Here is a 24,582-nt window from a genome sequence, read left to right as displayed (position 1 = left end):
GCGCTCAGCCGCTGCGGCCGGTGAGGCCGAGCAGTCCGGCCAGCCGCAGGGCATGGTCGTCCCCTGTACCGAACAGCGCCTCGTCGGCCCTGGCGCGACGCAGGTAGAGGTGGGCCGGATGCTCCCAGGTGAAGCCGATTCCGCCGTGGAGCTGGACGTATTCGGTGGTGGCCAGGCGATACGCATGGGTGCAGGCGACCGCCGCGGCGCTCGCGGCGACGGGCAGCTCCGGCCGTCGCACAGCCAGGCAGACGCTCGCGTACGACGACGTCGAGCGGGCGCCCTCGATCGCGACGAGGAGGTCGGCCAGCCGGTGTTTGATCGCCTGGAACGAGCCGATAACCCTACCGAACTGAGTTCGGTAGGACACATGGTCCAGGATGGCGTCCAGGGCGTGCGCGCTGCCGCCGACATGCTCGGCGGCCAGCGCCGCCCGTCCGGCGTCCCGTACGGCGGCGGCTGTCGCCGGGGCCTGTCCCGGCTCGCCGACGGGCTCGGCCGCGGCGCCCGTGAGGCGGAGGTGCGCCTGGCGGCGGGTGGGGTCGAGCACGCGGCGCGCCGTGCGACGACAGGCCGCGGCGTCCGGGGCGCAGGCGAACAGTCGCGCGCCGTCCGGGGCGAGGGCGGCGACCAGCAGCAGCTCGGCGCCCTCGCCGTCGGGCACGAAGTCCGCCTCGCCGCGCAGCACCCAGCCGTCGGGACCGCGCTCGGCGGTCACCTGAGCGGGGTGCAGCACTCCGGCGACGGTGGCCGTACGGGCGCCGGAGGCGATGCCGGGCAACCAGCGTTCGCAGGCCCGCCGATCGCCGCTCGCCAGCAGGGCCTCCCCCGCCAGTACGACGGTCGGCAGCAGCGGCGCGGGGCACAGGACGCGTCCCGTCTCCTCCAGGGCGACGGCGAGTTCGGCGAAGGTGTAGCCGGCGCCGCCGTACTCCTCGGGGACGGCGAGGCCGTGCACGCCGATCTCGCCGGCGAGCCTGTCCCACAGCGCCCGGTCGAATCCGCGCGGGCTCGCGGCCTGCTCGCGGACCCGCTCGGGCCCGCAGGCGTCCGTGAGCACATCCCTGAGAACCGCTCGTAGTTGGCGCTGCTCCTCGGTCTCCAGCAGCAGCGCGGGATCGACATCGAGCCGGACCATCCGAACCTCCCTCACACCGTGAACCGGCCGCCGTTGGCCAGCAGGACCGCGCCCACGAGATTCGCCGCGTCCTCGCTCGCCAGGAACAGCGCGATGTCGGCGATCTCCTCCGGCGTCGCGTACGGCCGGACCCGCGGGTCGGCGAAGCCCCGCCGGAGCGGCGCGGGCGTGCGCGCCGCCATGCCCGTCTCCGTCGGCCCCGGCGCGACCGTGTTGACGCGCACGCCGAACGCGATCGCCTCCTTGGCGACGGCCTGGCTCAGCGCGTGCGCGCCCGCCTTCGACGCCACGTAGTGCGGATATCCGGCCACCGTGTCGAAGGCCGAGGAGGAGCCGACGGTGACGACCGCGCCGGACCCGCGGGGCACCATGACGCGCAGTGCGGCGCGCAGCACATGGAAGGTGCCGTCGAGATTGACCCGCAGCACGCGCCGCCACGCCTCGTCGCCCAGCCGCGCGGTCACCTCGGGCGGCCGGTCGTCGAGCAGCGCCTCGGCGATCCACTCCTTCGCGACGGGGTCGTCGACACCGGCCGCGTGCACCACCACGTCCAGCCGGCCGTGCGCCCCGGCCGCCTCCCCGAACGCCCGGTCGACCTGCGCCCGGTCCGCAACGTCCACGGTCAGCGCGTGCGCACCGGACAGTTCCTTCGTCACGGTCCCGACCGCGGTGCCGTCGATGTCGGCCGCGAAGACCTCGGCGCCCTGTCCGGCCAGCCGCCGGACGACCGCCGCTCCGATGCCGGAGCCCGCACCGGTGACCAGAGCGACCCGTCCGCCGAAGCGTCCGGCCCTCCCGCCACCGCGTTCGTCACCCACAGCGTCACTCCTCTCCCGGGATACTGAACTGACTTCATTTTTGTTACCGTCTCAGTCATGTCAACAGGCAAGGCAGGAGCAGTGCCCACTGGCAGGACAAGAGCGGTCCGGCTGACGCGGTGGGGCGGGCCGGCCGTCCTCACCGAGCTGCCGCGCCCCGTGCCCACGGGCGAGGAAGTGCTGGTCCGGGTCGAGGCGGCCGGGCTGTGCCGGTCCGACCTCCATGTCATCGACAGCCCGCCAGGGGGTCTCCCCTACCGGATTCCGTTCACCCTCGGGCACGAGGTCGCCGGCCGGGTGGCGGCGCGCGGCCCGCGGGCCGTGGGTCCGGCCGTCGGCGAGCGCGTGGTCGTGTACGGGCCCTGGGGCTGCGGGCGGTGCGCGCGCTGCGCGGCGGGCGCGGAGAACTACTGCGACCGGCGCGCGGCTCTCGACCAGGAGCTGACCGGGACCGGGGCGGGACTGGGCCGCGACGGCGGCATGGCCGACACGCTGCTCGTCCCGTCCGGGCGGCTGCTGGTCCCGGTGGGCGACCTGGACGCAGCCCAGGCGGCGCCGCTGACCGACGCCGGGCTCACCGCGTACCACGCCGTCACCGCGGTGGGGCACTCGCTCTCCGACGGCGCGAGCGTGGTCGTTCTCGGCGTCGGCGGGCTGGGCCACCTCGCGGTGCAGATCCTGCGGGCGACGACGACCGCGCACGTACTGGCCGTGGACGTACGGCAGGAGGCGCTGGCCCTGGCCGACGCCTGCGGCGCGCACTTCGGGACGCTGCTGCGGCCCGACACCGCCCAGGTCCTGCGGGCCCGGACCAGCGGGGCCGGAGCCGTCGCCGTGCTGGACTTCGTCGGCAGCCGCTCCAGCCTGGAGCTCGCCGTCGCCGTACTGCGGGCGGGCGGGGAGCTGGCCGTGGTCGGCAGCGGGGGCGGCGAACTGACGGTCCGCAAGCCCGGGGTGCTCCCTCCCGGGACCCGGATCTCGCTGCCCTTCTGGGGAACCGTGCCCGAACTCGAACGGGTCGTCGCGCTGGCCCGCGAGGGTTCCGTGCGGGTGGAGGTGGAGCGGTACGGGCTGTCGAGCGCCCTTGAAGCGTTCGAGAGGCTGCGGGCGGGCGCGGTATGGGGGCGCGCGGTCGTCGTCCCAGACTGAGATTTCCCGACCGCGTTCCCGACCGCGTTCCCGACCGGGTTCCCACCAGGCTTCCGGCCGGGCTTGCGACCGGGCCTCCGACCGCTGCGTCGGCCCGGCCGAAACCGTGCCGCCGCAGCGCATCCACACCGACCTCTCGACTACAGAAGTGAGTTCAATTAGCGTCGTGTCTCATTCAGCGACGCGAAGGCGGTGGGCTGCCCATGGGTGCGGACACAGTGGATCTGCTGGTGATCGGTGGCGGCATGGCCGGGCTCTCGGCCGCCGCCCGGGTGGCGGCCGAGGGCGGCTCGGTGGTGCTGGTGGAGAAGGCGGAACGCCTCGGCGGCTCCGCCCGCTTCGCCGGTTTCATCTGGACGGCCCCGACCGTCGAGGAGTTGCGCCGGGTCAATCCGGACGGCGACCCGGAGCTGGCCGCGGCCCTGGTCGACGGGTTCGCCGACGGTGTGGCCTGGGTGCGGTCGCTCGGCGTGGAGTGCAGGCCGCCGGTGCCCGTTCTCGGCTTCGGCCGCGGGCATCAGGTCGACACCCACCTCTACCTCGACACCTGCGAACGACTGGTCCGGGACCGGGGCCAGGAGGTGCTGACCGGCACCTGGACCCGCACCCTCCTGACCGAGAACGGCAGGGTGACGGGAGCCGAGTGCCTGCTGCCGGACGGCTCGGCGCGCCGCATCGAGGCCACCTGGACCCTGCTCGCGACGGGCGGCTTCCAGGGCGATCCCGGCCTGCGCGCCCGGCACCTCCACCCGCAGGCCGCGGACGTCGGCCTGCGGGCCAACCCGCACAGCCGTGGCGACGGGCTCGCGCTCGGCCGGGCCGCGGGGGCGGGGTTCGGCAAGAAGGACGCCGGTTTCTACGGCCATCTGATGCCGGCGGGCGTCTCCCTCGCCGACCCGGCGCGCTTCGTCGACCTCGCGCTCTACTACAGCGAGCACGCCCTGCTCTTCGACACCACGGGTGCGCGCTTCGTCGACGAGACGGTGGGCGACCACCTCACCGCCATGGCCCTGCTGGACCGGCCGCAGGCCCGCGGTCTGCTGGTCGCGGACGCACGCGTGCACCGGGAGTGGATCAGCGCGTCGTACGTCGAGGGGATCCCGGGCGTCGACAAGTTCCAGCTGTGCCATCGCGCCGGTGCCCGCTGCGCGGTGGCGGACGACCTGGCGGACTTCGCGTCGATGCCCGAGGAGTGGGGGTATCCCGGCGCCGAGATCCGCGATCGCATCGAGGAGTTCAACACCGTTGCGGCAGCGGGCGGCACCCCGGCACCCGAACGCCTGCTGGACTCCCGCCCGCTGGACGAACCGCCCTTCTACGTCATCGAGGCCGCCCCGGCGGTGACGTTCACCTTCGCGGGGCTGCTGGTCGACGCCGGGGCCCGCGTCCTGTCGGCGCCGGGCGACGGGGGCGCCGACGCGGGCGCCGACGGGGACGGTCCGGTCCCGGGGCTGCTCGCGGCCGGCGCGGACGCGGGCGGGCTGTACCAGCGCGCCTACGCGGGCGGCCTCGCCCCCGCCCTGGTCTTCGGGCTGGCGGCGGCTCGTACCGCGCTCGCCGGGAAGCTCACGGCCTACGGCCGCTGAGACGGCGCGGACGGGCTCGGCACAAATCCCGTGCACGAGTCTTGCCCGTCCGGCACCGCAGTGCCTAGCGTACTGAATTGAGTTCACTTTGATTTAACGCCGCCTGCCGTGCCCGTGAGTCCCGCACGCATGGCGTGAAACGCGCTCTTCCCCGAGGGAGGGACTGTGAGCCAGTTCCTGCTTGTCCTGGTCAGCGGTGTGGCGAGTGGAGCCGTGTACGGCCTCATGGGCCTCGGGCTGGTCATCATCTACCGGGCCACGGATGTCGTGAACTTCGCGATGGCGTCGCTCGCGACGCTGGGCCTGTATGTCGCGGTCTCGCTCCACGACCGCGGGGTGGCGACGGTGTTCGGCCTCCTCGCCGCCGTCGCGGTCACCGTCGCGGCGGGCCTGCTGGTGCGCGAGACCGTGATCCGGCCGCTGGGTCAGGGACAGCTGTTCTCCGCGCTGGTCGTGACCATGGGAGTCTCGCTGATCGCCGAGAACCTGGCCGGATCGGTCTGGGGCGAACAGCCCCGGGACTTCCCCAGCCTGGTGGACGGCACGGTGCGTTGGTCGGGCGCGGCCCTGCCGGTGCAGAGCCTGGTGACGATCGGTGTCGCCGCGGTGGCGATGGCGCTGGTGGGTTATCTGTTCGCCCGCACCACGCTCGGTTCGGCCATGCGTGCCGTGGCCGAGTCGCCGGGGACGGCGCGGGTCGTCGGCCTCGGCGCCCAGCGTCTCGCCCGGATCTCCTGGGCCCTCGGCCTCGGGCTCGCGGCGCTCGCCGCGTGTCTGTACGCGCCGCGCTCGGGCCTTGCGACCACCGCGCTCACCGCACCGCTGTTCCGGGCCTTCGCCGGGATCTTCCTGGGCGGTCTGACCAGCATGTACGGCGCCGTCGTCGGCGGGCTGGCCATCGGTGTCCTGGACAACCTGGCGGCGAACTACGTCTCCGCCAGCTTCCGCGACACGTTCGTGTTCTCGTTCACCGTGCTGGTGCTGCTGATCCGCCCCCAGGGCCTGTTCGGCACCCGCACCTTCCAGCGCGTCTGAGGGGTCGCATCCATGGTCTTCAACCGTTCCGTCCTGGCGAGGGCCGCCCTGGGACCGGCCGCCGGCGCGGTGCTCATGGTGTTCATGGCGGCCGGCGCGATCCCGGCCTACCAGATGTACTCGGTGGCACTGGCGGCCGTGTACACGATCGTCGTGCTGTCGGTCGGTCTGCTCGCCGGCTGGTCCGGCATCTGGTCGGTCGGCCATCCCGCGTTCTTCGCCATCGGCGCCTACTTCGCCGCGTACGGCAGCGCGCACGGCTGGGCCCTGGAGGCGGTGGTGCTGGGGGCGGTCGCGGCCGGCGCCGCCCTGGGCGCGTTCCTCGGGTACGCGGGTGCCCGGTTCTCGGTGCTCTACATCGCCCTGCTGACCCTCGCCTTCACCACGGTCACCCTGGAACTGGTCAACCGGTGGAGCAGTGTGACAGGGGGCGACCAGGGAGTTCCCGTGCTCCAGTTGCGCAGCGCCCTCGGCCTCGGCACGTTCCCGGGCGGCGGCACCGAGGCCCAGTACCTCGCGGTGGGCGCGGCGGCCGTGGTCCTCGCCCTGGCCGTGCCGGCCCGCGCCTCCGCGCTGCGGATGCGGCTGGTGGCAGCCAAGTCGCATCCCATGGCGGCCCGTACGGTGGGTATCGCGCCGGAGGCCCAGTCCTCGCTGTCGTTCGCGGTGAGCGGCGCGTCCACGAGCTTCGCGGGCGTGCTGCTCGGTCTGATCACCGGGTTCGTCAGCCCGGACCCGTTCTCGCTCTCCTTCGGCATCTCCCTGATCGCGGCGTGCGTGCTCGGCGGGGTCGGCTCGGTCCTCGGCGCCGTGGCCGGCGGCATCTATCTGACCTGGAGCCCCTCGCTCTCCTCCACTGTGGGGATGCCCCAGCCGGTGGTGCAGGGCCTCGTGCTGATCGCGATCCTCCTCTTCCTGCCCGGAGGAGTGGTGCCGTTCCTCGCCGGGCCGGCGCGACGGGTCCTGAGGCGCGTGCCGCGAAGGGCGGGGGCAGGGCAGCCGCCGTCCGCCGAGCCGCCCGCTGCGGTCCCCGAGCCGTCCGCTCCGGTCCCCGAGCCGTCCATTCCGGTCTCCGAACCCGCCCCCGCATCCGAAGGTCCGGCCCTCCTCCATCTGGAGCACGTGTGCGTCTCCTACGGCGGCCTCAAGGCCCTGGAGGATGCCTCGCTGTCCGTGCGGCAGGACGAGATCCTGGCCGTCATCGGGCCCAACGGGGCAGGAAAGACGACGCTGTTGAACGTGCTGTCCGGGCTGACCGGCAGCGGACGGGTGAGCGGGTCGGCCGACTTCGCCGGCCGACCGCTGCTGGGGGCCAGGGCGACCGCGCGTCGCCGGCTGGGGATCGGCCGTACCTTCCAGCATGCGGAGGTGTTCTCCGAACTCACCGTCGCCGAGAACGTGTTGTGCACCCGCCGCCGGGTCAGGGCCGGCGACCGGGACGCCGTGGCGCGGCTGCTGCACTCCGTGGGCCTCGCGGACGTGGCCGACCGTCGCCCCACCGAGCTGCCCTTCGGCCTGCAGAAGCGCCTCGATCTCGCGCGGGCGATGGCCGAGAGGCCGCGGCTGCTGATCCTGGACGAGCCCTTCGGCGGGCTCGACGCGAGCGAACGGGCGTTGCTGGCCGGGCACATCCGCCGTCTCAACGCGGACGGCACCGCCGTGGTCGTCATCGACCACGTCCTCGACGACCTCTTCTCCGTCGCCCACCGGGTGCTCGCGTTCGACTTCGGCCGCACCATCGGCGACGGCACCCCGGACACCGTGCTCCAGGATCCGAAGGTGCGGTCGTCCTATCTGGGAACGGTCGGCAACCGGGCCCGGCTGCCCGACACCGTGGGTGAAGAGAGCCTGATCCGGCTGCGCGGGACAGGCCATGCGTACGGCGGTGTGGTTGCCCTGCGGGACGTGGACCTAGACGTCCGGAAAGGAAGCGTGCTCGGTGTCGCGGGGGCCAACGGGGCGGGCAAGAGCACCCTCGCCGGCATCCTGCACGGCTCGCTCCGGCCCGCCCACGGCGCCCGGGAGACGGGCGGCGCCGTCCGCACCAGCCTCGCGCCCGAAGGCCGCGGGCTGTTCAGGACGCTGTCGCTGCGCGAGAACCTGGAGGTCGCGGCGTACGCGGCCGGCATCACCGGTGCGGCGCTGCGCGAGCGGCTGGAGGAGACCGTCCAGTGGCTGCCGCCCCGGCTGCGGGACCGGATGTCCGTCCCGGCCGCCGGGTTGTCGGGCGGCGAGCAGCAGATGCTCGCCATCGCCCGCGCGCTGATCGTCCGGCCGGACGTCCTGATCGTCGACGAACCGGCTCTCGGGCTGGCACCGGCCCTGGTGGACGAGGTCTACGACCGGCTGATCGGGCTGACCCACGAGGGCCTGACGGTGGTGCTCCTGGAGCAGTCGCTCAGCCGGGCCATGGCCGTCTGCCACGAGGTGGCCGTCCTGCACGAGGGCGTCGTTGCCGCTCGGGGACGGCCGGGCGATCCGGAGTTCGCGGCCCTGGCGGAAGCGGCGTATTTCAGCGGCGGCCCGGTGCCCGCCACGACCGCGGCGGCCACCGCCCGGCCCTCCCGAGTGAAGTGAACACCCAGTGAAGTGAATCCCGTTGTGCACGTTGTGCACGTTGTGAGCGAGGTGGACCGTGTTCCGGACAATCAGCAGATTCCGCCGCGTGGCGGGAACGACAGCCGTTCTCGCCGCGATGGCGCTGACCGCAAGCGCGTGCGCCGGTCAGGACTCGGCGTCGGCGGGCAGCAACTCCTCCGAGATCCACATCGGCGCGTGGCTGCCCCTCACGGGCTCCACCGCCACGTACGGCGTGGCCGAGAAGGTGGGTGCCGACGCGTACTTCAAGATGCTCAACGCCCAAGGGGGCATCAACGGCCGCAAGGTGGAGTGGACCGTCAAGGACAACGCGGCCGATCCGCAGCAGACCGTGCAGATCGCCCGTGAACTCGTCGGCCAGGACAAGGTCGTGGCCATCGTCAACGCGAACGGCACCTCCCAGGCGGAGGCGGCCTTCCCGTTCGTCCTCAACCAGTCCAAGGTGCCGGTCCTCAACGAGGTGGGTGGCGCCGAGAACTGGTACGAGCCGCCGCGCGCCGGCCTGTTCGGCACCCAGACCCTCTACGAGGACCAGGCCGCGGCGGTCGCCGCGTGGGCGGTGCAGGACGGCGCGCGGAAGATCCTCGTCGTGCACAGCGACCCGGCCGCGTTCGTGAACGTGGCCGAGCAGGTGGCGCCCGTCGCGAAGAAGGTGGACCCCTCGGTCGAGGTCGACCGGCTGCCGGTCAAGTACCAGACCACCGACTACACCCCGGTGATCAGCAAGGTGAAGTCGGCGAAACCGCAGGCGGTCATCCTCATCCTCACCTCGCCCGAGGCGGCCGCCTTCCTCAAGGAGGCCAAGCTGCAGGGCCTCTCCCTGCCCACCTATGCCTACGCCCCGGTGGCCGCGGAGTCGACGATCGCCCTGGCCAAGGACGCCGCCGAGGGTCTCAAGGCCGTCCAGCTGGTCAAGGCGCCCTCGGACGACGACCCCGCGGTGAAGGAGTTCCGGACCGCGATGGCCAAGTACGAGCCCGGCCAGACCGCCGGCTTCCTCGCTCTGTGGGGCTGGAGCAACGCCAAGGTCTTCGCCGAGATCGCGAAGACGGTCAAGGGCCCCGTCACGGCGCAGTCCCTCACCGCGGCGTACCAGAAGGCTACGAAGGTGGACCCGGGAGTGTCGCCGGTCATGAGCTTCGGCGCGAGCAATCACCTGGGCACGCGGAGCGTGCAGAAAGTAGTGGTGAAGAACGGCGTCTGGACCTCCGTCGGCGACTTCTACACACCCCCGGCACGCGGCTGACCGCCGCCTCGACGGAGCGGAGTCCGGATCAACTTCGTTACGCCGACGGGCCGTTGACAGTAGGCGGGAACGGCGCGACGGTGAGGGTTCCCCTGCGTCCCGAGACCGGAGGTCGACCCTTGGCCGGTTCGTCAGCATCTCGATCGGACACCGACCTCGTCGAGCGCCTACGCGCGCTCCGGCCGCTGATCCGCTCGCACGCCCTGCGCGCGGAGCAGCGGCGACGGGTGACCGGCGAGGTCGTCGAGGCTCTCACGGACGCCGGGATCCACCGTATGAACGTCCCCCGCCACTACGGGGGTTACCAGACCTCGTTGCGGACTCAGGTCGACGCGCTGAGCGAGGTGTCCGCCGCGTGCGGATCGGCCGGGTTCATGGCGTTGATCCAGGCCGGGTGTGCGTTCATCTCGGCCCTGTTCCCCGACGAGGCCCAGGACGAGATCTTCACCGGACCCGGGATACGGGTCGGTGGCACTCTCGTCCCGGGCTCGAAAGCCGTTGCGGTGGACGGCGGTTATGTGGTGAGCGGTAAGTCCCCCTTCGCCACCGGCTGTCAGGACGCCGACTGGCATCTGCTGACCGCGCTCGCCGACTCGGGGGACGGCCCGCCGGAGATGCTGTGGCTGGCGATCCCCATGGCAGACCTCAAGGTGCTGGACGACTGGGACGTCTCCGGTCTGGCCGGAAGCGGCAGCAACACCGTGGTCGCCCAGGACGTGCACGTGCCCGCCCGTCGCGTCCTGCCGATAGGGCCGTTGCTGGCGGGCACGTTTCCGTCGCAGCGCAACAGCGCCGACCCCTTCTACCGCATGCCCGTGCTTCTGTTGTTCTGTGCCTGGACGGCCGCGAACGCCCTCGGTCTGGCACGGGCGGCTCTGGCGGAGTTCGGCGAGAGCATCCATCGGCGGGGCATCACGTACACCTTCTACGAGCGCCAGCACGAAGCCCCGGTGACGCATCTCCAGTTCGCCGAGGCCTCGATGAAGATCTCCTCCGCCGAACTGATCGCCGCCGACTTCGTGGCGCTGATCGAATCCAAGGCGGCCGTCGGAGAGCCGTACACGACGCAGGAGCGGGCCCGGATCAGGGCACAGTGCGGGTATCTGGTGCGGATGTGCAAGGAGGCCGCCGACCTGATCGGGTCCGCTTCGGGTGCCTCGTCCCTGCACCGGGAGGCGCCGGTCCAGCGGATCGTGCGGGACCTGAACGCCCTGAGCCTGCACTCGTTCGTCAACCCGACCGCCAACCTGGAGCTGTACGGCAGGGTGCTGTCGGGCCTCGACGCCGGAACGCCGTTCCTCTAGCTTCCGGAACCTCGCGTCGGTCCCTCCGGCCGATTCCTGGACCACCCGGACCACCCGCAAACGGTTAGGGTGGCGATCAGAGGCTGGGGGGCGGACACGAGGGGGGCTCGCGTTGGATCGCCTGGCAGGAGCGGACCTGGAAGTCGGCCCGGGCCAGCTCGCGGCGCGCGCGGTGCTGCCCGCGGCGCTGCGCGCGTGGCTAGGACTTGTCGCAGCGCTCGCCACGCTGGTGGTCGTGGCGCTCGGGGTCCTGTACGCCGGCCACGGCGAGCCCGGCAGGGTGGACAGCCGGCTCGTCCCGCCGACTGCGGACAGCGTGCGGCCGCCCTGGCGGAACGTCGCTCTGGTCCTGGACTTCCTGGGGGAACCCGCGGGATCGGCGATGGTGGTCGCGGCCTGCGTGGCGGGCTGCCTGCTGCTGCGGCGGCCCCGCGCCGCGGTGCTCGTCCTGGCCGGGGCCGGTCTCACCGTGGGGACGACCACACTCCTCAAGCACCTGGTGGGACGCACCATCCACGGCCCCGGCAACCTGTCCTACCCGAGCGGGCACACCGCCTTCTTCACCGCGCTCGCCCTCATGGCGGCGCTGCTCGCGACCGGCCGGCTCGGCCTCGGCAGGACGGCCGGCCTGTCACTCGTGCTCGCCGCGGCGCTGGTCGCCGGCGCTGTCATGGGCTGGGCGGAGGTCGGGCTGGGCGCGCACTACCCGACCGACGCCCTCGGCGGCTGGTGCACCGCGCTGGCGGTGATACCGGTGACGGCGTGGCTGGTCGACCGGACGGCCGACCAGCTCACCGCGCGGACGACCGGCGCGGGCCCGCGCCCGCGCCCGCGCCGCTGACGCCACGCCACGTCACGTCACGCCAGGCGGCGGAACACGGGCTTCACCGCCCGCCCGGCCAGCCACGGGGTGGGGTCGTCGGCGTCCAGTGCCTGCCGGTACACCGCACATGCCTCGGCCACCACGTCGACGGTGCGGTCGATGTCCGCGTCGTCGAGGGCGCTGCTCACCACGAACGACGGGGCGAGCACCCCGCCCGCGAGGAGCCTGCGCAGGAACAGGGTGCGGTACCGCTGCGACGGCTGCAGGTTCCCGTCGAGGGTGGCGAAGACCAGGTTGCTGGCCCGGCCCCGGACGACGACGTGGTCACCGACGCCCGCGGCGGCCGCGGCGCTGCGGACACCGGCGGCCAGCCGCTCGCCGAGGGCGTGCAGCCGCGCGGTGACGCCCTCCTCGACGTAGGTGGCCTGCACGGCCATCGCGGCCGCCAGGGAGTGCGTCTCCGCGCCGTGCGTGGTGGACAGCAGGAACACCCGGTCACCGGAATCGCGCAGTCCGCCCCGTTCCATGAGGTCGCGTCGGCCCGCCAGTGCCGAGACGGCGAATCCGTTGCCCAGCGCCTTGCCGAACGTGGAGAGGTCGGGGACGACGCCGTACAGGCCCTGGGCGCCCGCCTCGGACCAGCGGAAGCCGGTGATCATCTCGTCGAAGACCAGGACGCAGCCGTGCCGGTCGGCCAGCTCGCGCAGGCCGGCGAGGTATCCGGGCGGCGGCTCGGTGTGGGTGGCGGGCTCCAGGATCAGGCAGGCTATCTCGTCCGGGTACCGGCTGAGCAGCTCCTCCGTGGCGGCCAGGTCTCCGTAGGGGAACGCCACGGTGAGCTCGTTGGTCGCCGCCGGGATGCCGGCGGACATCGGTGTGGTGCCGATGAACCAGTCGTCGACGGAGAAGAACGGGTGGTCGGCGCAGATGGCCACCCGCGCGCGGCCGGTGGCGGCGCGGGCGAGGCGCACCGCGGCGGTGGTGGCGTCGGAGCCGTTCTTCGCGAACTTCACCATCTCGGCGGTCGGCACGGTGGCCAGGAAGCGTTCCGCGGCCTCGACCTCCACGATGGACGGCCGGACGAAGTTGCTGCCGCGGCCCAGTTCCCGCCGTACCGCCTCGACCACACGCGGGTGGGCGTGGCCGAGGCTGACCGACCGCAGGCCGGAGCCGTACTCGATGTAGCGGTTGCCGTCGACGTCCCACACGTGGGCACCGCTGCCGTGGCTGATGACCGGGGCCAGGTTCTCGGGGTACTGGTCGTCGCCCTTGGCATAGGTGTGAGCGCCCCCGGGGATCATGGCGTGCAGCCGCTCGTTGGCTGTCCGCGACAGGGGCAGGTGGAGCTCTTCGGTGTCCACGAGGACCTCAACTCTCTCTGTGCTTCAGGACCTCGGCGAGACTCGGCGCCTCTCGGTCCCGTCGGGACGTCAGTGCGACCGGCAGCGGCCAGGGAATGGCCAGCTCCGGGTCGTCGAAGGCGATGGTCACGTCCTCGGCCGGATCGTGCGCGCGGTCGATGCGGTACGAGGTGTCGGCGGTGTCGGTCAGTGCTTGAAAACCGTGCGCGCATCCCGCGGGAATGTAAAGAGTTGGTTGTGTTTCTCCTGTGAGTTCAAAGGAGGTCCAATGGCGGTAAGTCGGAGAATCCGGACGCAGATCCACGACGACGTCGAAGATCCGGCCGTACGAGCACCGCACCAGCTTGGCCTCGCCGGCGCCGGAGCGCAGGTGCAGGCCGCGCACCACGCCCCGGACCGAGCGGGAGACGCTGTCCTGGACGAAGGCGTTCGGGTCGAGGCCCACCGAGCGGACCACGTCGGCGTCGAAGGTGCGGCAGAAGAAGCCGCGTTCGTCGGCGTACGGCGTCGGCTCGAACAGGAACGCGCCCGCGATCTCCGGGACTTCGGTCGCTTTCATGGAGACTCCTGCCGGGCGTGGGCGTGCATGTGGTCAGCCGTCGGGAAGAGGGCCGCGGTCAAAGCGGTGAACTGCTCGTCGAGTTGACGGGCCGCGTCCAGGTTCCGCTCGGCGAGGGTCTGCCGCAGGTCGGCGGAGTTCTTCTCCAGCGCCCGGAACTGTTCAAGGAGCCGGTCGGCGTCGACCTCGCGGGCCGGATGGCAGTACGCGCCGAGGCCCATCCGGGCCATGAGGGCGTCGCTCTTCGCCGCGTAGCAGAGGGCGAGCACCGGTGTTCCGGTCTTCAGCGCGCAGATCAGGTTGTGGTACCGGACCGCCACGACGGAGTCGGCGGCCGCCATCTCCTTCATCAGGTCGGCCAGTGAGGCCGGTTCGGCGGCGGTGACCAGCGGTGAGTCCACCGCATCGAGGATCGCGGCGACCACCGCCCCGTCGCAGTCGTCGCCGGTGAGCAGCCGGACCGGCCTGCCCTCCTCGACGAGCACGCGGACGAACCGGATCGTCCCGTCGAGGTAGCGCCGGTGGATCTCCTCGGCCCGGGCGCGGTCGTCGTTGCCGCCGTGGAAGTCCATGACTCCGAGGCAGACCGGGCCCGGTGAGCCCGAGGGCGCGCCCGCCGGCGGTGTCGGCAGGGAGAAGGCGAGGTCCGGGTAGACCTCGTCGTGCGTGGTGTCCACGCCCATCGCCCGCATCGCGTCCCGGGACTGGGCGTCCCGGTAGGACCGGTACGCGGCGAGCCGCGCCGACCAGCGCACCAGGGCCCGGGTGGGCCGGTTGCGGATCTCCGCGGCGCCGACGCTGACCAGCGCGACCCGGGTGCCCAGCAGCCGGCCGCTCGCACAGAGCAGGAAGAGCGAGTACGGGAAGCCCCAGGGCCGCAGCGGCAGGGTGGCCTCCAGGACGCCCATGCCCGGCACGATCACCACGTCGTGCCGGCGCACCCAGGCGGCGGTGCGGAAGACGTCGACGAGCTTGCCGAGTCCCTTCGAGGCGATCGCGCCCACGCGTGAGGCGGTCCGGTACTCCGCGCGGTTCCAGTGCATCCGGGTGGCGGGGATCCCGAACCGGGCCGTCACGGCCTCGGGGCCGCCGCACAGCGCGTCCACGACGGCCTCCGGGTGCTCGGCGCGGAGGTAGCCGAGGACGGCCTCCAGTGACCCGTCGTTGCCGAGGTTGCCGGAGCCGAGCAGGCCGAACACCCCGACGCGCACCGGCTTTTCGCCCGCGGCCGTCATCGCCGCCTCCCCTCACGGCCGGCGACGAGGGCGTCGACGGAGACCGTGAGCAGGGCCGGGTCGACCGGGGCGCGGTCCTCGACCCGCTCGCCGGCGCCCGGCCGGACCCTGCTGGTCATCCACGAGGCCAGGTGGCCGTAGCAGGCGCGCCGGTCGGCCGGGGACAGCGGCGCCCGACGGATCGCCGAGGCGAAGCCCCAGACGTACTCGGCGAGCAGCCGGGGCGTCGGGTGCAGCAGGCCTGCCCGGCGCGGGTCCAGGTTGACGCACCGGGAGCGCTTGGACGGGTTCGCCCGCTCGGCGCGGGTGGGGTGGTCGCGGCGGAAGTACAGCAGCTCCGGAACCTGGTGGAAGCGTCCGTGCAGGGTGATCTCGGCGACGAACGTGCGGTCCGCGTGGTGGTAGCTGTCCATCGGCTTCACCCGGCGCAGCATGTCGGCCCGCAGCACCCCGTAGAAGTCGTCGCCGCCCGGCTCGAACAGCAGGCTGCGGAAGCGCTCCGGCGCGTGCGGCGAGCCGGTGGCGAGCGTGTACTCGTAGGGGACCGTCACCTGGCCGTCGCCGTCGATGACCGCCTGGTCGGTGTGGGCGAGGATCACGTCCGGCCGCTCGTCCAGCGCCTCCACGCAGCGCCGGATCAGGTCGCGGCCGTAGAGGTCGTCGTGCGAGGCCCACTTGAACAGCTCGCCGCGGGACTCCGCGAACACCCGGTTGTGGTTCGGTGTGGCGCCGATGTTGCGGGGCAGCCGGAGGTAGCGGATGCGGGAGTCCTGCGCGGCGTACTTGCGGCAGATGTCCTCGGTCCCGTCGGTCGAGGCGTTGTCGGAGACGACCAGTTCGAAGTCCTCGTAGGTCTGGCCGAGGAGGGCGTCGAACGACTCGGCCAGGTACTCCTCGCCGTTGTACACGGGCAGGCCGATGCTCAGCCTGGGTCGGTCGGTCATGCGGTCCTCACTTCGGGGATGGGATGGCGGTGGCGCTCGCGCAGGGCGGACCGCAACTGCAGCCACCACACGGCCGAGCCGCTGAGGGTCGCGGCGGCGACGCCCCAGGCCGAACCGGCCGTGCCGGCGACGGCCGCTCCGCCGAGACCGCCGCCGACATAGCAGGCGGAGGCGAACAGCTGGCAGCGCAGGCTGCGCCGGGCCGCACCGAGCGCGCGCAGCCCGGCCGCCGCGCCGGTGCCGAGGCCCGCTCCCGCGACGCTGAGGGTGATCTGCACGATGAGGTGCGAGGAGGAGTGCCAGACGTCGCCGAGCGCCAGGTCGCCGAGCCGGTCCGGCATCAGCAGCAGCGCCGAGCCCCAGAGCAGCGCTCCGGCGGCCTGGCCGCCGCCGAGGAGGAGGCAGAACCTGCCCAGTTGGTGCGGGGCCTGCCGCAGCACCCGGGCCGCCTCCGGGACGGTGACCAGCGAGAGCCCCATCAGCACGGCGAGGAACGGGCCCATCAGGAGCTCGGCGCCCCGCACCGCGCCCACCGCGCTCACCCCGACGATCGCGCCCAGCCCGTACGCCCGCACCTGGCTGGCACCGCTGAGGCTGACGTTCTCGACCAGGTACCGGTAGCCGAGATCGCGCTGCTCGCGCAGCCAGCCGCGCGCCTCGGCCGACCGGGGCCGGATGCCGGACTGGAGGTAGCCGTATCCCGCCGCCACCGTGGCCGACCCGCCCCAGGCGAGGACGAACGCGGCCACCGTGTCCACGTGGGCCGCGACCACCATGGCGGGGACGAGCGCGATGCCCCACACGACGTCGTTGACGAACGCCTTCCGCCCCGCGCCGGCGGCGAAGAACGAGAACCGCCAGGCGTCCTGGAGCAGCAGGCCCGGCAGCATGACGGCGAGGGCGGTGAACGCGGGCCCCACGCGGCCGCCGAGGCCGAGCCCGGCCGCCAGACACACCACGCCGAGGACCGCGCCGACGCCGAGGGCGGTACCCGTCGAGCGGGCCACCGCCCCGCGCCAGGACGCCTCCGCCACTCCGCTGAAGCGCACCACGAGCGGGTCGGTGGCCAGGCCCCGGGAGACGTTGAGCACCACGCCGTACGTCACCCAGGCCAGGCTGAAGACACCGAACGCGGTCACCCCCAGCGAGCGGGCCACGTAGAGGCCCACCGCGAAGTTGCTGATGCTGGAGGCCGCCTGGTCGGCGAGCCCCCAGGACAGCCGGCCGACGAGGGCCCGCTTGGCGGACCCGGCCGGTGCTGTCGTCTTCTCCCCCTGGGTGGTCATGGGCGTCATTCCTTGACCAGGTCGGCGCCGCGCAGCGCATCGGCCGCGGCGGCGACGGTGTCGAACGGGAGCCCGGACCGCTCGGCGACGTCCAGCAGGCTGTGCTCGCCGTCGGAGAGGTTGAGCACCCAGAGCATGGCCATCTGGGCCTGCTTGGTGTCGCTGCGGCCGCCGAGCGCGTCGTACAGCCCGCGCCGGCCCAGTTGCGGCTCGCCGTAGGGACTGAGGTTGACGTACCGCCGGTTGCGGTCCAGGACGGCGAACGCCTCGCGGCAGACGGCGAGGGTGTCCGCCATCGCCGCCGGGGAGACGAAGTCCAGGTTGTCCGCCGAGGTGTGGTACTCGGGGTATCCGGCGTACGGGGTCCGGGTGAGCGAGCCGACGCCCAGGTTGAACCCGGGTGAGCAGAACTGCCGCTCGTCGTAGCCGTACGGGGTGAACTCGGTGATGCGGTGCGGGCGTTCGGACGCGGTCAGGACATGCTGCAGCACCCGGTCGATCTCCGCGTCGCCCCGCCTGCTCTGCTTGTACGTCAGTTGGCCGGGGTCACCGGCGCAGGCGAGCACCAGGCCGTGCCTGACCCGGTCCACCCGCTCCGCGTTGCGGGCCAGCCAGGTGATCGCCCCGATGGTGCCGGGTGCGAACAGGAACCGGTAGGTGTAGTAGGTCGGTTGTTCGGCAAGGGCGCGGGCCAGGTACGTCGCCACCGCGATGCCGGCCAGGTTGTCGTTGGCCAGCGACGGGTGGCAGACGTGGCAGGAGACGATCACCTCGTCGGGGACCTGGCCGGGGACCACGTACTCGGCGTAGGTGAGGTGGCCGTCGGCGAGGGTGCAGTCGATGCGGACCTCGTACTCGCCGTCGGGCATGGCGTCCAGGGTCTCCTGGGCCAGGCAGAACCCCCAGTCCGGCTTGTAGTAGCTGGTGCGGTACGGCACCCAGGACGGGTGGTCAGGCAGGGTGTGCAGGTGGCCGCGGAGTTCGGCGAGGGGCATGGTCGCCGACACCGGCACGCTGTAGCCGAGCACGTGCAGGCTGGACGCGGCGAAGTCGACGACCCTGTTGCCGGCGGTGTCGGCGATGTACGCGTCCCGGATGTTCCACTCCTGCGGCACCGTCCAGTCGAGCACCTGCGTCCCGGTCGGCACCTCGTGCACCTGCAGCGGGATGTACTCCCCGACGATGTCCAGGGTGGCGCGCACGCCGTCGCCGGTGATGCTCCGGCAGAGCGGGTACATCCGCTCCACCAGCGCGTACATCTCCTCGCTCACGTCGGTCACCGGCGCCACCGGAGGGTGTCGTCGACGGTGCCGGCCTCGGACCCCGCGCGCAGCACGGCGAGCCGGGTGAAGCGCTGCTCGAAGGCCTCCCGGGTGAGGTCGAACTTCCGGTAGGCGTCGGCGAGTTCGAGCGCGCCCCGCTTCACCGTCCACTCGCAGTCGAAGCCGGGGATCGCGGCCCGGAACCGGGAGAAGTCCACCCGGTAGGACCGCGGGTCGGCGCCGGTCTCCCCGGTGATCACCACCTTGGAGCCGGTGACCGCCTCGGCGACCTGCTCGGCGATCTCGGCGACCGTGACGTTGTTGACCTCGCTGCCGATGTTGAACGCCCGGTCGTGCACCGCCTCGCGCGGCGCGGTCAGCGCGGCCGTGAAGGCCCGCGCGATGTCGGCGGCGTGCACCAGCGGGCGCCAGGGGGTGCCGTCGGAGAGCACAAGGACCTCGCCGGAAAGGAGCGCGTGGCCTACAAGATTGTTGAGCACGATGTCGGCGCGCAGCCGGGGCGAGTAGCCGAAGGCGGTGGCGTTGCGCATGAACACCGGGGTGAAGTCGGCGTCGGCCAGCGCGTGCAGGTCGTCCTCCACCCGCACCTTGGACTCCGCGTACGGGGTCACCGGGCGCAGCGGGGCGTCCTCGGTCACCAGGTCGTCGCCGCCGGCGGCGCCGTAGACCGAGCACGTCGACGCGTACAGGAAGCGCCGCACTCCGGCGTCGCGGGCCAGCTGCGCCAGCCGGACGGACGCGTGGTGGTTGATGTCGTAGGTGAGTTCCGGCGCCAGCGAGCCGAGCGGGTCGTTGGAGAGCGCGGCCAGGTGGATCACGGCGTCCACCCCGGCCACGTGCTCGGCGGTGACGTCGCGCAGGTCGACCCGGTACCCCTGCGGGTCATCGGGCTGCGGGCCGAGGACGCAGTCGGCGAACAGGCCGGAGTCGAGGCCGACGACCTCGTGCCCGGCGGCCTTGAGGACCGGGGCCATGACGGTGCCCAGATAGCCCTGGTGTCCGGTCAGTAGTACGCGCAAGGTGGTTCAACCCCCCAGGTTGAGCGTGAGTTTGGTGACGGCGAACGCCTCGGCGTAGCGCGCGTGGCATTCGATGCCGCGGATCCGGGCGAGGCCGAGGAAGGCCTCCCGGTCGTACCAGGGCCGGTGCCGCTGCGAGGGGTAGTGCTCCTGCAGCAGCCGCACCTTCTGTTCGGCGGTCTCCGGCTCCAGCGGCTGGTACGCCGACGGCCGGCCGAGGTCGCCGTCCCACTTGACGATCTCGTAGCCGAGCACGAGGTGGTCGCGGAAGGCGGTGGGCAGCAACTGCGCCAGGCCGCGGTGGTCCTGGTGCGCGTCGTCGGTGCGCGGCGCGAGGACCAGATCGGGGTCGGTCCGTTCGCGCAGCTCCTCGACCGCGGCCTTGGCCTCCTCCCAGTGCGCGGGCAGCCGGCCGTCCGGCAGCTTGAGCACGGTCAGCCGCAGGTCGGCGCCGGGGCAGAAGGCGGCGAGGGCGGCCTGCTCCTCCTGCTCGCGCTCGCTGCCGCCGCCGGAGAGCACCAGCGCGTCGACCCGGACACCGGGCCGGGCCCGGCACAGCGTCAGCAGCGTGCCGCCGGCGCCGATGGCGATGTCGTCGCAGTGGGCGCCCACCGCGACGATCCGGTCCAGGGGTCCGGCCCCGAGCCGGATCACGCTCTGGCTCCGGCGGTGTCCCGCTCCCACACGGCCCACGGGCGGTCGCCCCGGGTGTAGGCCTCGTCGAGCGCGGCCCGCTCCTTCACGGTGTCGGTCGGCTTCCAGAAGCCGCGGTGCTGGTGCGCCACCAGCCGTCCCCGCTTGGCGAGTTGGGCGCAGCCGTCGGCGACCAGGTCACCGTTCTCAGGTATGTGGTCGAAGATCTCCTGGCGGAGCACGAAGTAGCCGCCGTTCTCCCACAGGGGCAGTTCGCTCACCGCGGTGATGCCGCCCACCAGGTTGTCCTCGCCCAGCTCCACGCAGTGGAACGACGACTGCGGCGGGACCACCATCATCGACGCCCCGGCGTCGCGTGCGGCGAACTTGTCGATCATCTCGGGCAGCGGGGCGTCGGTGAGCACGTCGGCGTAGTTGGCGAGGAACATCTCGTCGCCGTCCAGGTGGTGCCGTACCCGGCGCAGCCGCTCACCGATGGGTGACTCGATGCCGGTCTGGGCGAAGGTGATCGTCCAGTCGGCGATGTCGGTGGAGAGCAGCTCGGTCTTCCCGCCGCGCAGGACGAAGTCGTTGGACGTCGTCTCCTCGTAGTTGAGGAAGAAGTCCTTGATGTGGTGGGCCCCGTACCCGAGGCACAGGATGAACTCGGTGTGCCCGAAGTACGCGTAGTAGCGCATGACGTGCCAGATCAGCGGTCTCGGGCCGACCATCGCCATCGGTTTGGGCACGTCGTCGGAGGTTCCGTTGCGCATCCGCATCCCGTAACCGCCGCAGAACAGGACGACCTTCATGCTGTGACCTCTTTCGCGGCCTCGACGATGCTCAGTTCCGGGATGGGAAAGACCAGCCGGCCGCCCCACTCGTGCACGAAGGCCAGTTGCTCGACGAGTTCGGCCCGCAGGTTCCACGGGAGGACGAGGACGTAGTCCGGCTTGTCGGCGGCGATCCGTTCGGGCGGCAGGATCGGGATGCGGGTGCCCGGGGTGAACCTGCCGTGCTTGTAGGGGTTGCGGTCGACGGTGTAGGCGAGCAGGTCGGGGCGGATGCCGCAGTGGTTGAGCAGGGTGTTGCCCTTGCCCGGGGCGCCGTAGCCGACGACCGTCTCACCGCGCTCGGCCGCGTCGATGAGGAACCGCAGCAGGTCCCGGCGCACCTTGGCGACGCGGGCGGAGAACTCGGCGTACCCGGACAGCTCCTGCAGTCCGGCGGCCTTCTCCCGGTCCAGTACGTCGGCCACCCGCTGCGTCGGCTCGCCGGCCACCTCGGCCGGGCGGGCCCGCAGCCGGATGGAGCCGCCGTGCGTGGGCAGCAACTCGACGTCCACGAGGGCGAGTCCGCCGCTCGCAAGGGCCCGGATCGCAGAAGCCACCGTGTAGTACTGGAAGTGCTCGTGGTAGATCGTGTCGTACTGGTTCTCCTCGATCAGGGTCAGCAGGTGCTGCACCTCGATGGAGACCCAGCCGTCGTCGGCGACCAGGGCGCGCAGCCCCTGGGTGAAGCCGACCACGTCGGGGATGTGCGCGTACACGTTGTTGGCGACGACCAGGTCCGCCGGACCGTGCTCGGCGCGGACGGCGGCGCCGGTCTCCGGGGAGAGGAACTCCGTGAGCGTGGGCACCCCCGCCTCCCGTGCGGTGGCGCCGACGTTCACCGACGGTTCGATGCCGAGGCAGCGGATCCCCCGGTCCACGACATGCCTCAGCAGGTACCCGTCGTTGCTCGCCACCTCGACCACGAAGGCGTCGGGGCCGAGCGGAAGCCGCTCGACGGCATCGGCGACGAAGGTGCGCGCGTGCTCCACCCACGAGGTCGAGAAGGAGGAGAAGTAGGCGTACTCCTTGAAGGTCTCCTCCGGTGTGATCAGCGGCGGGATCTGCGCGAGCCAGCAGTCGGTGCAGACCCGCAGGTGCAGCGGGTAGGCAGGCTCCGGATCGTCCAGTTGGTCCGCGGCGAGGAAGCTCTCGCACGGCGGCGTCGCCCCCAGGTCGACGACGCTCGCCGTCGCCTCCGAGCCGCAGAGTCGGCATCGTGTCATCTGTTGTCCCCATCCCCCCTGCCCGCGCGGGTGTCCCCGTCGCAAGCCTGTGCTGACCGACCCGCGATCGCGGTGCGGTACTCCTCCAGCAGGCGCTCCAGGCCGACGGCCGGGCTGAAGCCCTGCTCGTAGCGGCGGCGGGCGGCCTGGCCCATCTCCCGGTTGCGGACCGGGTCGGCCGCGATCCGGCGGATGCCGGACGCGAGCGAGGCGGCCTCGCCCGGCCGGTGCAGCAGCCCGGTGACCCCGTCCTCGACGAGTTCGACGAAGGCGCCGTGTCCTGCGGCGACGGTCGGCACCCCGGCCGCCATCGCCTCCACGACCACCAGCCCGAACGCCTCCAGCCACGTCGAGGGAGCCACCACGGCGACCGACCGGACGATGAACTTGCGGCACTCCGCCGTGTCCAGCAGGCCGACGTAGCGCACGTCGTCCCGGCCCGCCGCCCAGGCGGTCACCTCCCGCTCCAGCGGTCCGGTGCCGGCGATCACGAGCGGCACGCCCACCCCGCCGACCGCCGCGATCTCGTCCCACGCGGCCATGAGCAGCCGTATGCCCTTGGCCTCCGCGAGCCGGCCGAGGTAGAGCAGGTGCTCGCCCTCGCCGTCCCGGCAACTGCCCGGGTCGGGCACGAAGTTGTGCTTCACCGTCAGCCGCTCGGCCGGCATGCCGGACCGGACCAGGACGTCGCGCTGTGCCGCGGAGATGCAGAGGAACCGCTCCACACCCGACCACCACCGCCGCCGGTTGGCCGACAGGCTGACGGCGAGCGGCACCGTCGCGAGGCGGGAGTTGCGGTAGCAGCCGTGCCGGACGGCGGGCAGCGGTGCGGAGCCGACGCACTCGGTGCACGGCCGGCCGTCCCGCTGCAGCGTGCCGGGCGGGCAGACCTGGGTGTAGTTGTGCAGCGTGGCGACGGCGGGCACCCCGGCGTCGGCGCACGCGGCGAGGACCGCGGGCGACAGGAGCGGGAAGACGTTGTGGACGTGCACCACGTCCGGCCGCTCGGTGCGCAGCCGGGCGGCGAGTTCCGTGCGGACCGCCGGGTTCCAGGGCACGAGGAGCGGCACCGCGACCTTGCCGAGGAGGGACCGGGCGGCGATGTCGTCGCTGCGCCGCTCGAAGACCTCGACGCGGTGGCCGGCCGCGCGCAGCAGCTCCACCTCCTGGTCGACGACCTTGTTCTCCCCGCTCGGCTGCGCCGAGCCGTAGCGGTTGTGTACTACGAGGACGTGCATGGTCAGGCCGCCTCCGTTCCCTGGGCGAGTGGTCGAGGAGCCCCGGGCGTGGCAGGGGACGTCGCCGCGGCGGGCGACGCCAGCAGCGAGGCGGCCAGCGCCAGATGCAGCAGGTACGGCGAGGCGTCGCCGAGACCGGCCTCGGTGTACGAGGCGATCGCGCAGTAGCTGATCAGGAAGATCGCGCAGGCCCTCGCCAGCGACGGCGGCCGCAGCAGCGCCACGGCGCCCAGCACGATGATGATCACCGCGACGAGGGCGACGCCCATCAGGCCCTGCTCGTTGTAGACGGCCAGCCAGCTGTTGTCGATCGGCAGTCCGCCGAACGACTTGTCGCCCAGGCCCACGCCGAGCAGCTTCTCCGAGGTGGACCGGGGCGCGGCGAGCAGGGCGTCCCAGACCTTGGCCCGGCCGGTGAGGCTGGAGAAGTTCTCCTTGGTCTGGCCGCGCAGGAACCACGTCTGCAGGGCGGAGGCGAACCCGACCGCGGCCACCACGCCGAGCAGCACCGCCCAGCTGAAGAACTTGCGGGCAGCCGCGCTGGTCAGGATGAGCGAGCCGAGAGCCAGCGCGAATCCGAGCAGCAGGCCGAGCGTGGCCGTGCGGGTATGCGTCAGCGCGAGCAGCACGAAGGACGGCACGATGACCACCGCGGCGCTCTTCCGGTCGGTCCGGCGGCCCAGCAGGAGCAGCGCGGTGAGCCCGATGATCACCGCCGCGTACTGCCCGATCTGCGGCGGGGTCAGCGGCCACAACGCACCGACCAGGCGTCCGCCGTAGAGGTCGGGCAGGGCCGCGCCCGGTGAGACGACCAGGCCGAGGGCCACCGATCCGAGCACCGCGAAGTACGCCCGGATGTGGTACCGGACGAATGTCAGGCTGCCGTCCCACCAGCGGCTGAGCAGCCACAGGGTGCCGATGAAGAGAGCCAGCCGGAAGCAGCGGAACAGCGCGCCGAACCCGGACTCCAGGTTGGCGCTGGAGATCACGCTCGTCACCAGCAGCAGGGTGAGCAGGAGCAGGTAGGCGCTGGGCCGGATGCGCAGCCGGAGATTGACCGCGAGTGCCAGCGCGAACGCGGCGACCAGGGCGCCCATGGTGACCATCTGGATGAGGGAGCGCGGCAGCGGGACGATGGTCTTCGCCCCGGCGGAACCGAGCGTGTTGAGGACCAGCAGCCCCCAGACGATTCCGACGATCTTCGGGGTGCCGGTGGAGCCCGGTTCGGCACCGGACCGCGTGTCCGCCGCCGTGTTCGTCTGCGCGTCCAT

The 24,582-nt window shown here is 72.5% G+C and carries 21 protein-coding genes; 7 read left to right on the top strand and 14 right to left on the bottom strand.

The window, feature by feature from the left end:
- Positions 1-4: 4 nt before the first annotated feature.
- A complete protein-coding gene (locus ABZ887_RS19890) occupies positions 5-1,138 on the bottom strand; it encodes an acyl-CoA dehydrogenase family protein (protein ID WP_361290967.1) in 1,134 nt (377 codons plus the stop codon).
- 11 nt (positions 1,139-1,149) lie between these two features.
- Positions 1,150-1,956 (bottom strand): SDR family NAD(P)-dependent oxidoreductase, encoded by an 807-nt coding sequence (locus ABZ887_RS19885; RefSeq protein ID WP_361290964.1) that lies wholly within the window; start codon positions 1,954-1,956, stop codon positions 1,150-1,152.
- Positions 1,957-2,013: 57 nt separating this feature from the next.
- On the opposite strand from ABZ887_RS19885, the gene ABZ887_RS19880 reads away from it, so the two are divergent.
- The 7 genes from ABZ887_RS19880 (at position 2,014) to ABZ887_RS19850 (ending at position 11,715) form a co-directional block, all read left to right on the top strand.
- Positions 2,014-3,105 carry an alcohol dehydrogenase catalytic domain-containing protein gene (locus ABZ887_RS19880; RefSeq protein WP_361290962.1) on the top strand — a complete coding sequence of 364 codons (1,092 nt, stop codon included), beginning with the start codon at positions 2,014-2,016 and terminating at the stop codon, positions 3,103-3,105.
- 203 nt (positions 3,106-3,308) lie between these two features.
- A complete protein-coding gene (locus tag ABZ887_RS19875; protein ID WP_361290959.1) occupies positions 3,309-4,691 on the top strand; it encodes an FAD-dependent oxidoreductase in 1,383 nt (460 codons plus the stop codon).
- 165 nt (positions 4,692-4,856) lie between these two features.
- Entirely contained in the window at positions 4,857-5,726 is an 870-nt protein-coding gene (locus tag ABZ887_RS19870; protein ID WP_361290956.1) for a branched-chain amino acid ABC transporter permease, read from the top strand.
- A 12-nt stretch (positions 5,727-5,738) separates the two neighbouring features.
- Positions 5,739-8,303, top strand: a complete 2,565-nt coding sequence (locus ABZ887_RS19865; protein WP_361290953.1) for an ATP-binding cassette domain-containing protein — start codon at positions 5,739-5,741, stop codon at positions 8,301-8,303.
- Between the two features lie 88 nt (positions 8,304-8,391).
- A complete protein-coding gene (locus ABZ887_RS19860) occupies positions 8,392-9,570 on the top strand; it encodes an ABC transporter substrate-binding protein (protein WP_361290950.1) in 1,179 nt (392 codons plus the stop codon).
- A 119-nt stretch (positions 9,571-9,689) separates the two neighbouring features.
- A complete protein-coding gene (locus ABZ887_RS19855) occupies positions 9,690-10,874 on the top strand; it encodes an acyl-CoA dehydrogenase family protein (protein ID WP_361290947.1) in 1,185 nt (394 codons plus the stop codon).
- Between the two features lie 112 nt (positions 10,875-10,986).
- Positions 10,987-11,715 carry a phosphatase PAP2 family protein gene (locus tag ABZ887_RS19850; protein ID WP_361290944.1) on the top strand — a complete coding sequence of 243 codons (729 nt, stop codon included), beginning with the start codon at positions 10,987-10,989 and terminating at the stop codon, positions 11,713-11,715.
- Between the two features lie 17 nt (positions 11,716-11,732).
- Here ABZ887_RS19850 and ABZ887_RS19845 read toward each other — a convergent pair whose 3' ends face one another.
- The 12 genes from ABZ887_RS19845 to ABZ887_RS19790 are packed head-to-tail and all read right to left on the bottom strand — an operon-like array spanning position 11,733 to position 24,582.
- The gene (locus ABZ887_RS19845; RefSeq protein WP_361290941.1) at positions 11,733-13,058 is read right to left on the bottom strand and encodes a glutamate-1-semialdehyde 2,1-aminomutase; all 1,326 of its coding nucleotides are present in this window, start codon (positions 13,056-13,058) and stop codon (positions 11,733-11,735) included.
- A gap of 7 nt (positions 13,059-13,065) precedes the next feature.
- On the bottom strand, positions 13,066-13,617 hold the full coding sequence (gene rfbC / locus ABZ887_RS19840) for a dTDP-4-dehydrorhamnose 3,5-epimerase (protein WP_361290938.1): 552 nt from the start codon (positions 13,615-13,617) through the stop codon (positions 13,066-13,068).
- Complete coding sequence (locus ABZ887_RS19835; RefSeq protein WP_361290935.1) at positions 13,614-14,852, bottom strand: polysaccharide pyruvyl transferase family protein; 1,239 nt, start codon at positions 14,850-14,852, stop codon at positions 13,614-13,616. Before ABZ887_RS19835 ends, rfbC begins: the two co-directional genes overlap by 4 nt.
- Positions 14,849-15,796 (bottom strand): glycosyltransferase family 2 protein, encoded by a 948-nt coding sequence (locus ABZ887_RS19830; RefSeq protein ID WP_361290932.1) that lies wholly within the window; start codon positions 15,794-15,796, stop codon positions 14,849-14,851. Before ABZ887_RS19830 ends, ABZ887_RS19835 begins: the two co-directional genes overlap by 4 nt.
- Positions 15,793-17,082 (bottom strand): hypothetical protein, encoded by a 1,290-nt coding sequence (locus ABZ887_RS19825; RefSeq protein WP_361290929.1) that lies wholly within the window; start codon positions 17,080-17,082, stop codon positions 15,793-15,795. The genes ABZ887_RS19830 and ABZ887_RS19825 overlap by 4 nt, the downstream gene beginning before the upstream one ends.
- Positions 17,083-17,087: 5 nt before the next feature.
- A complete protein-coding gene (locus ABZ887_RS19820) occupies positions 17,088-18,371 on the bottom strand; it encodes a DUF4910 domain-containing protein (RefSeq protein ID WP_361290926.1) in 1,284 nt (427 codons plus the stop codon).
- Complete coding sequence (locus tag ABZ887_RS19815) at positions 18,359-19,384, bottom strand: SDR family oxidoreductase (RefSeq protein ID WP_361290923.1); 1,026 nt, start codon at positions 19,382-19,384, stop codon at positions 18,359-18,361. Before ABZ887_RS19815 ends, ABZ887_RS19820 begins: the two co-directional genes overlap by 13 nt.
- A 6-nt stretch (positions 19,385-19,390) precedes the next feature.
- A complete protein-coding gene (locus ABZ887_RS19810) occupies positions 19,391-20,038 on the bottom strand; it encodes a PIG-L deacetylase family protein (protein ID WP_361290920.1) in 648 nt (215 codons plus the stop codon).
- Positions 20,035-20,829, bottom strand: a complete 795-nt coding sequence (locus ABZ887_RS19805) for a sugar phosphate nucleotidyltransferase (protein WP_361290917.1) — start codon at positions 20,827-20,829, stop codon at positions 20,035-20,037. The genes ABZ887_RS19810 and ABZ887_RS19805 overlap by 4 nt, the downstream gene beginning before the upstream one ends.
- Positions 20,826-22,073, bottom strand: a complete 1,248-nt coding sequence (locus ABZ887_RS19800; RefSeq protein ID WP_361290914.1) for a class I SAM-dependent methyltransferase — start codon at positions 22,071-22,073, stop codon at positions 20,826-20,828. Before ABZ887_RS19800 ends, ABZ887_RS19805 begins: the two co-directional genes overlap by 4 nt.
- Positions 22,070-23,311 (bottom strand): glycosyltransferase, encoded by a 1,242-nt coding sequence (locus ABZ887_RS19795; RefSeq protein WP_361290911.1) that lies wholly within the window; start codon positions 23,309-23,311, stop codon positions 22,070-22,072. Before ABZ887_RS19795 ends, ABZ887_RS19800 begins: the two co-directional genes overlap by 4 nt.
- A 2-nt stretch (positions 23,312-23,313) precedes the next feature.
- Entirely contained in the window at positions 23,314-24,582 is a 1,269-nt protein-coding gene (locus tag ABZ887_RS19790; protein ID WP_361290909.1) for an O-antigen ligase domain-containing protein, read from the bottom strand.

Origin of the sequence: Streptomyces sp. NPDC047061 (genome assembly GCF_040643955.1) — a bacterium.
Lineage (GTDB): Bacteria > Actinomycetota > Actinomycetes > Streptomycetales > Streptomycetaceae > Streptomyces.
Note: the sequence above shows the minus strand (reverse complement) of the source record. Positions and strands in the feature narration are given on the sequence as shown.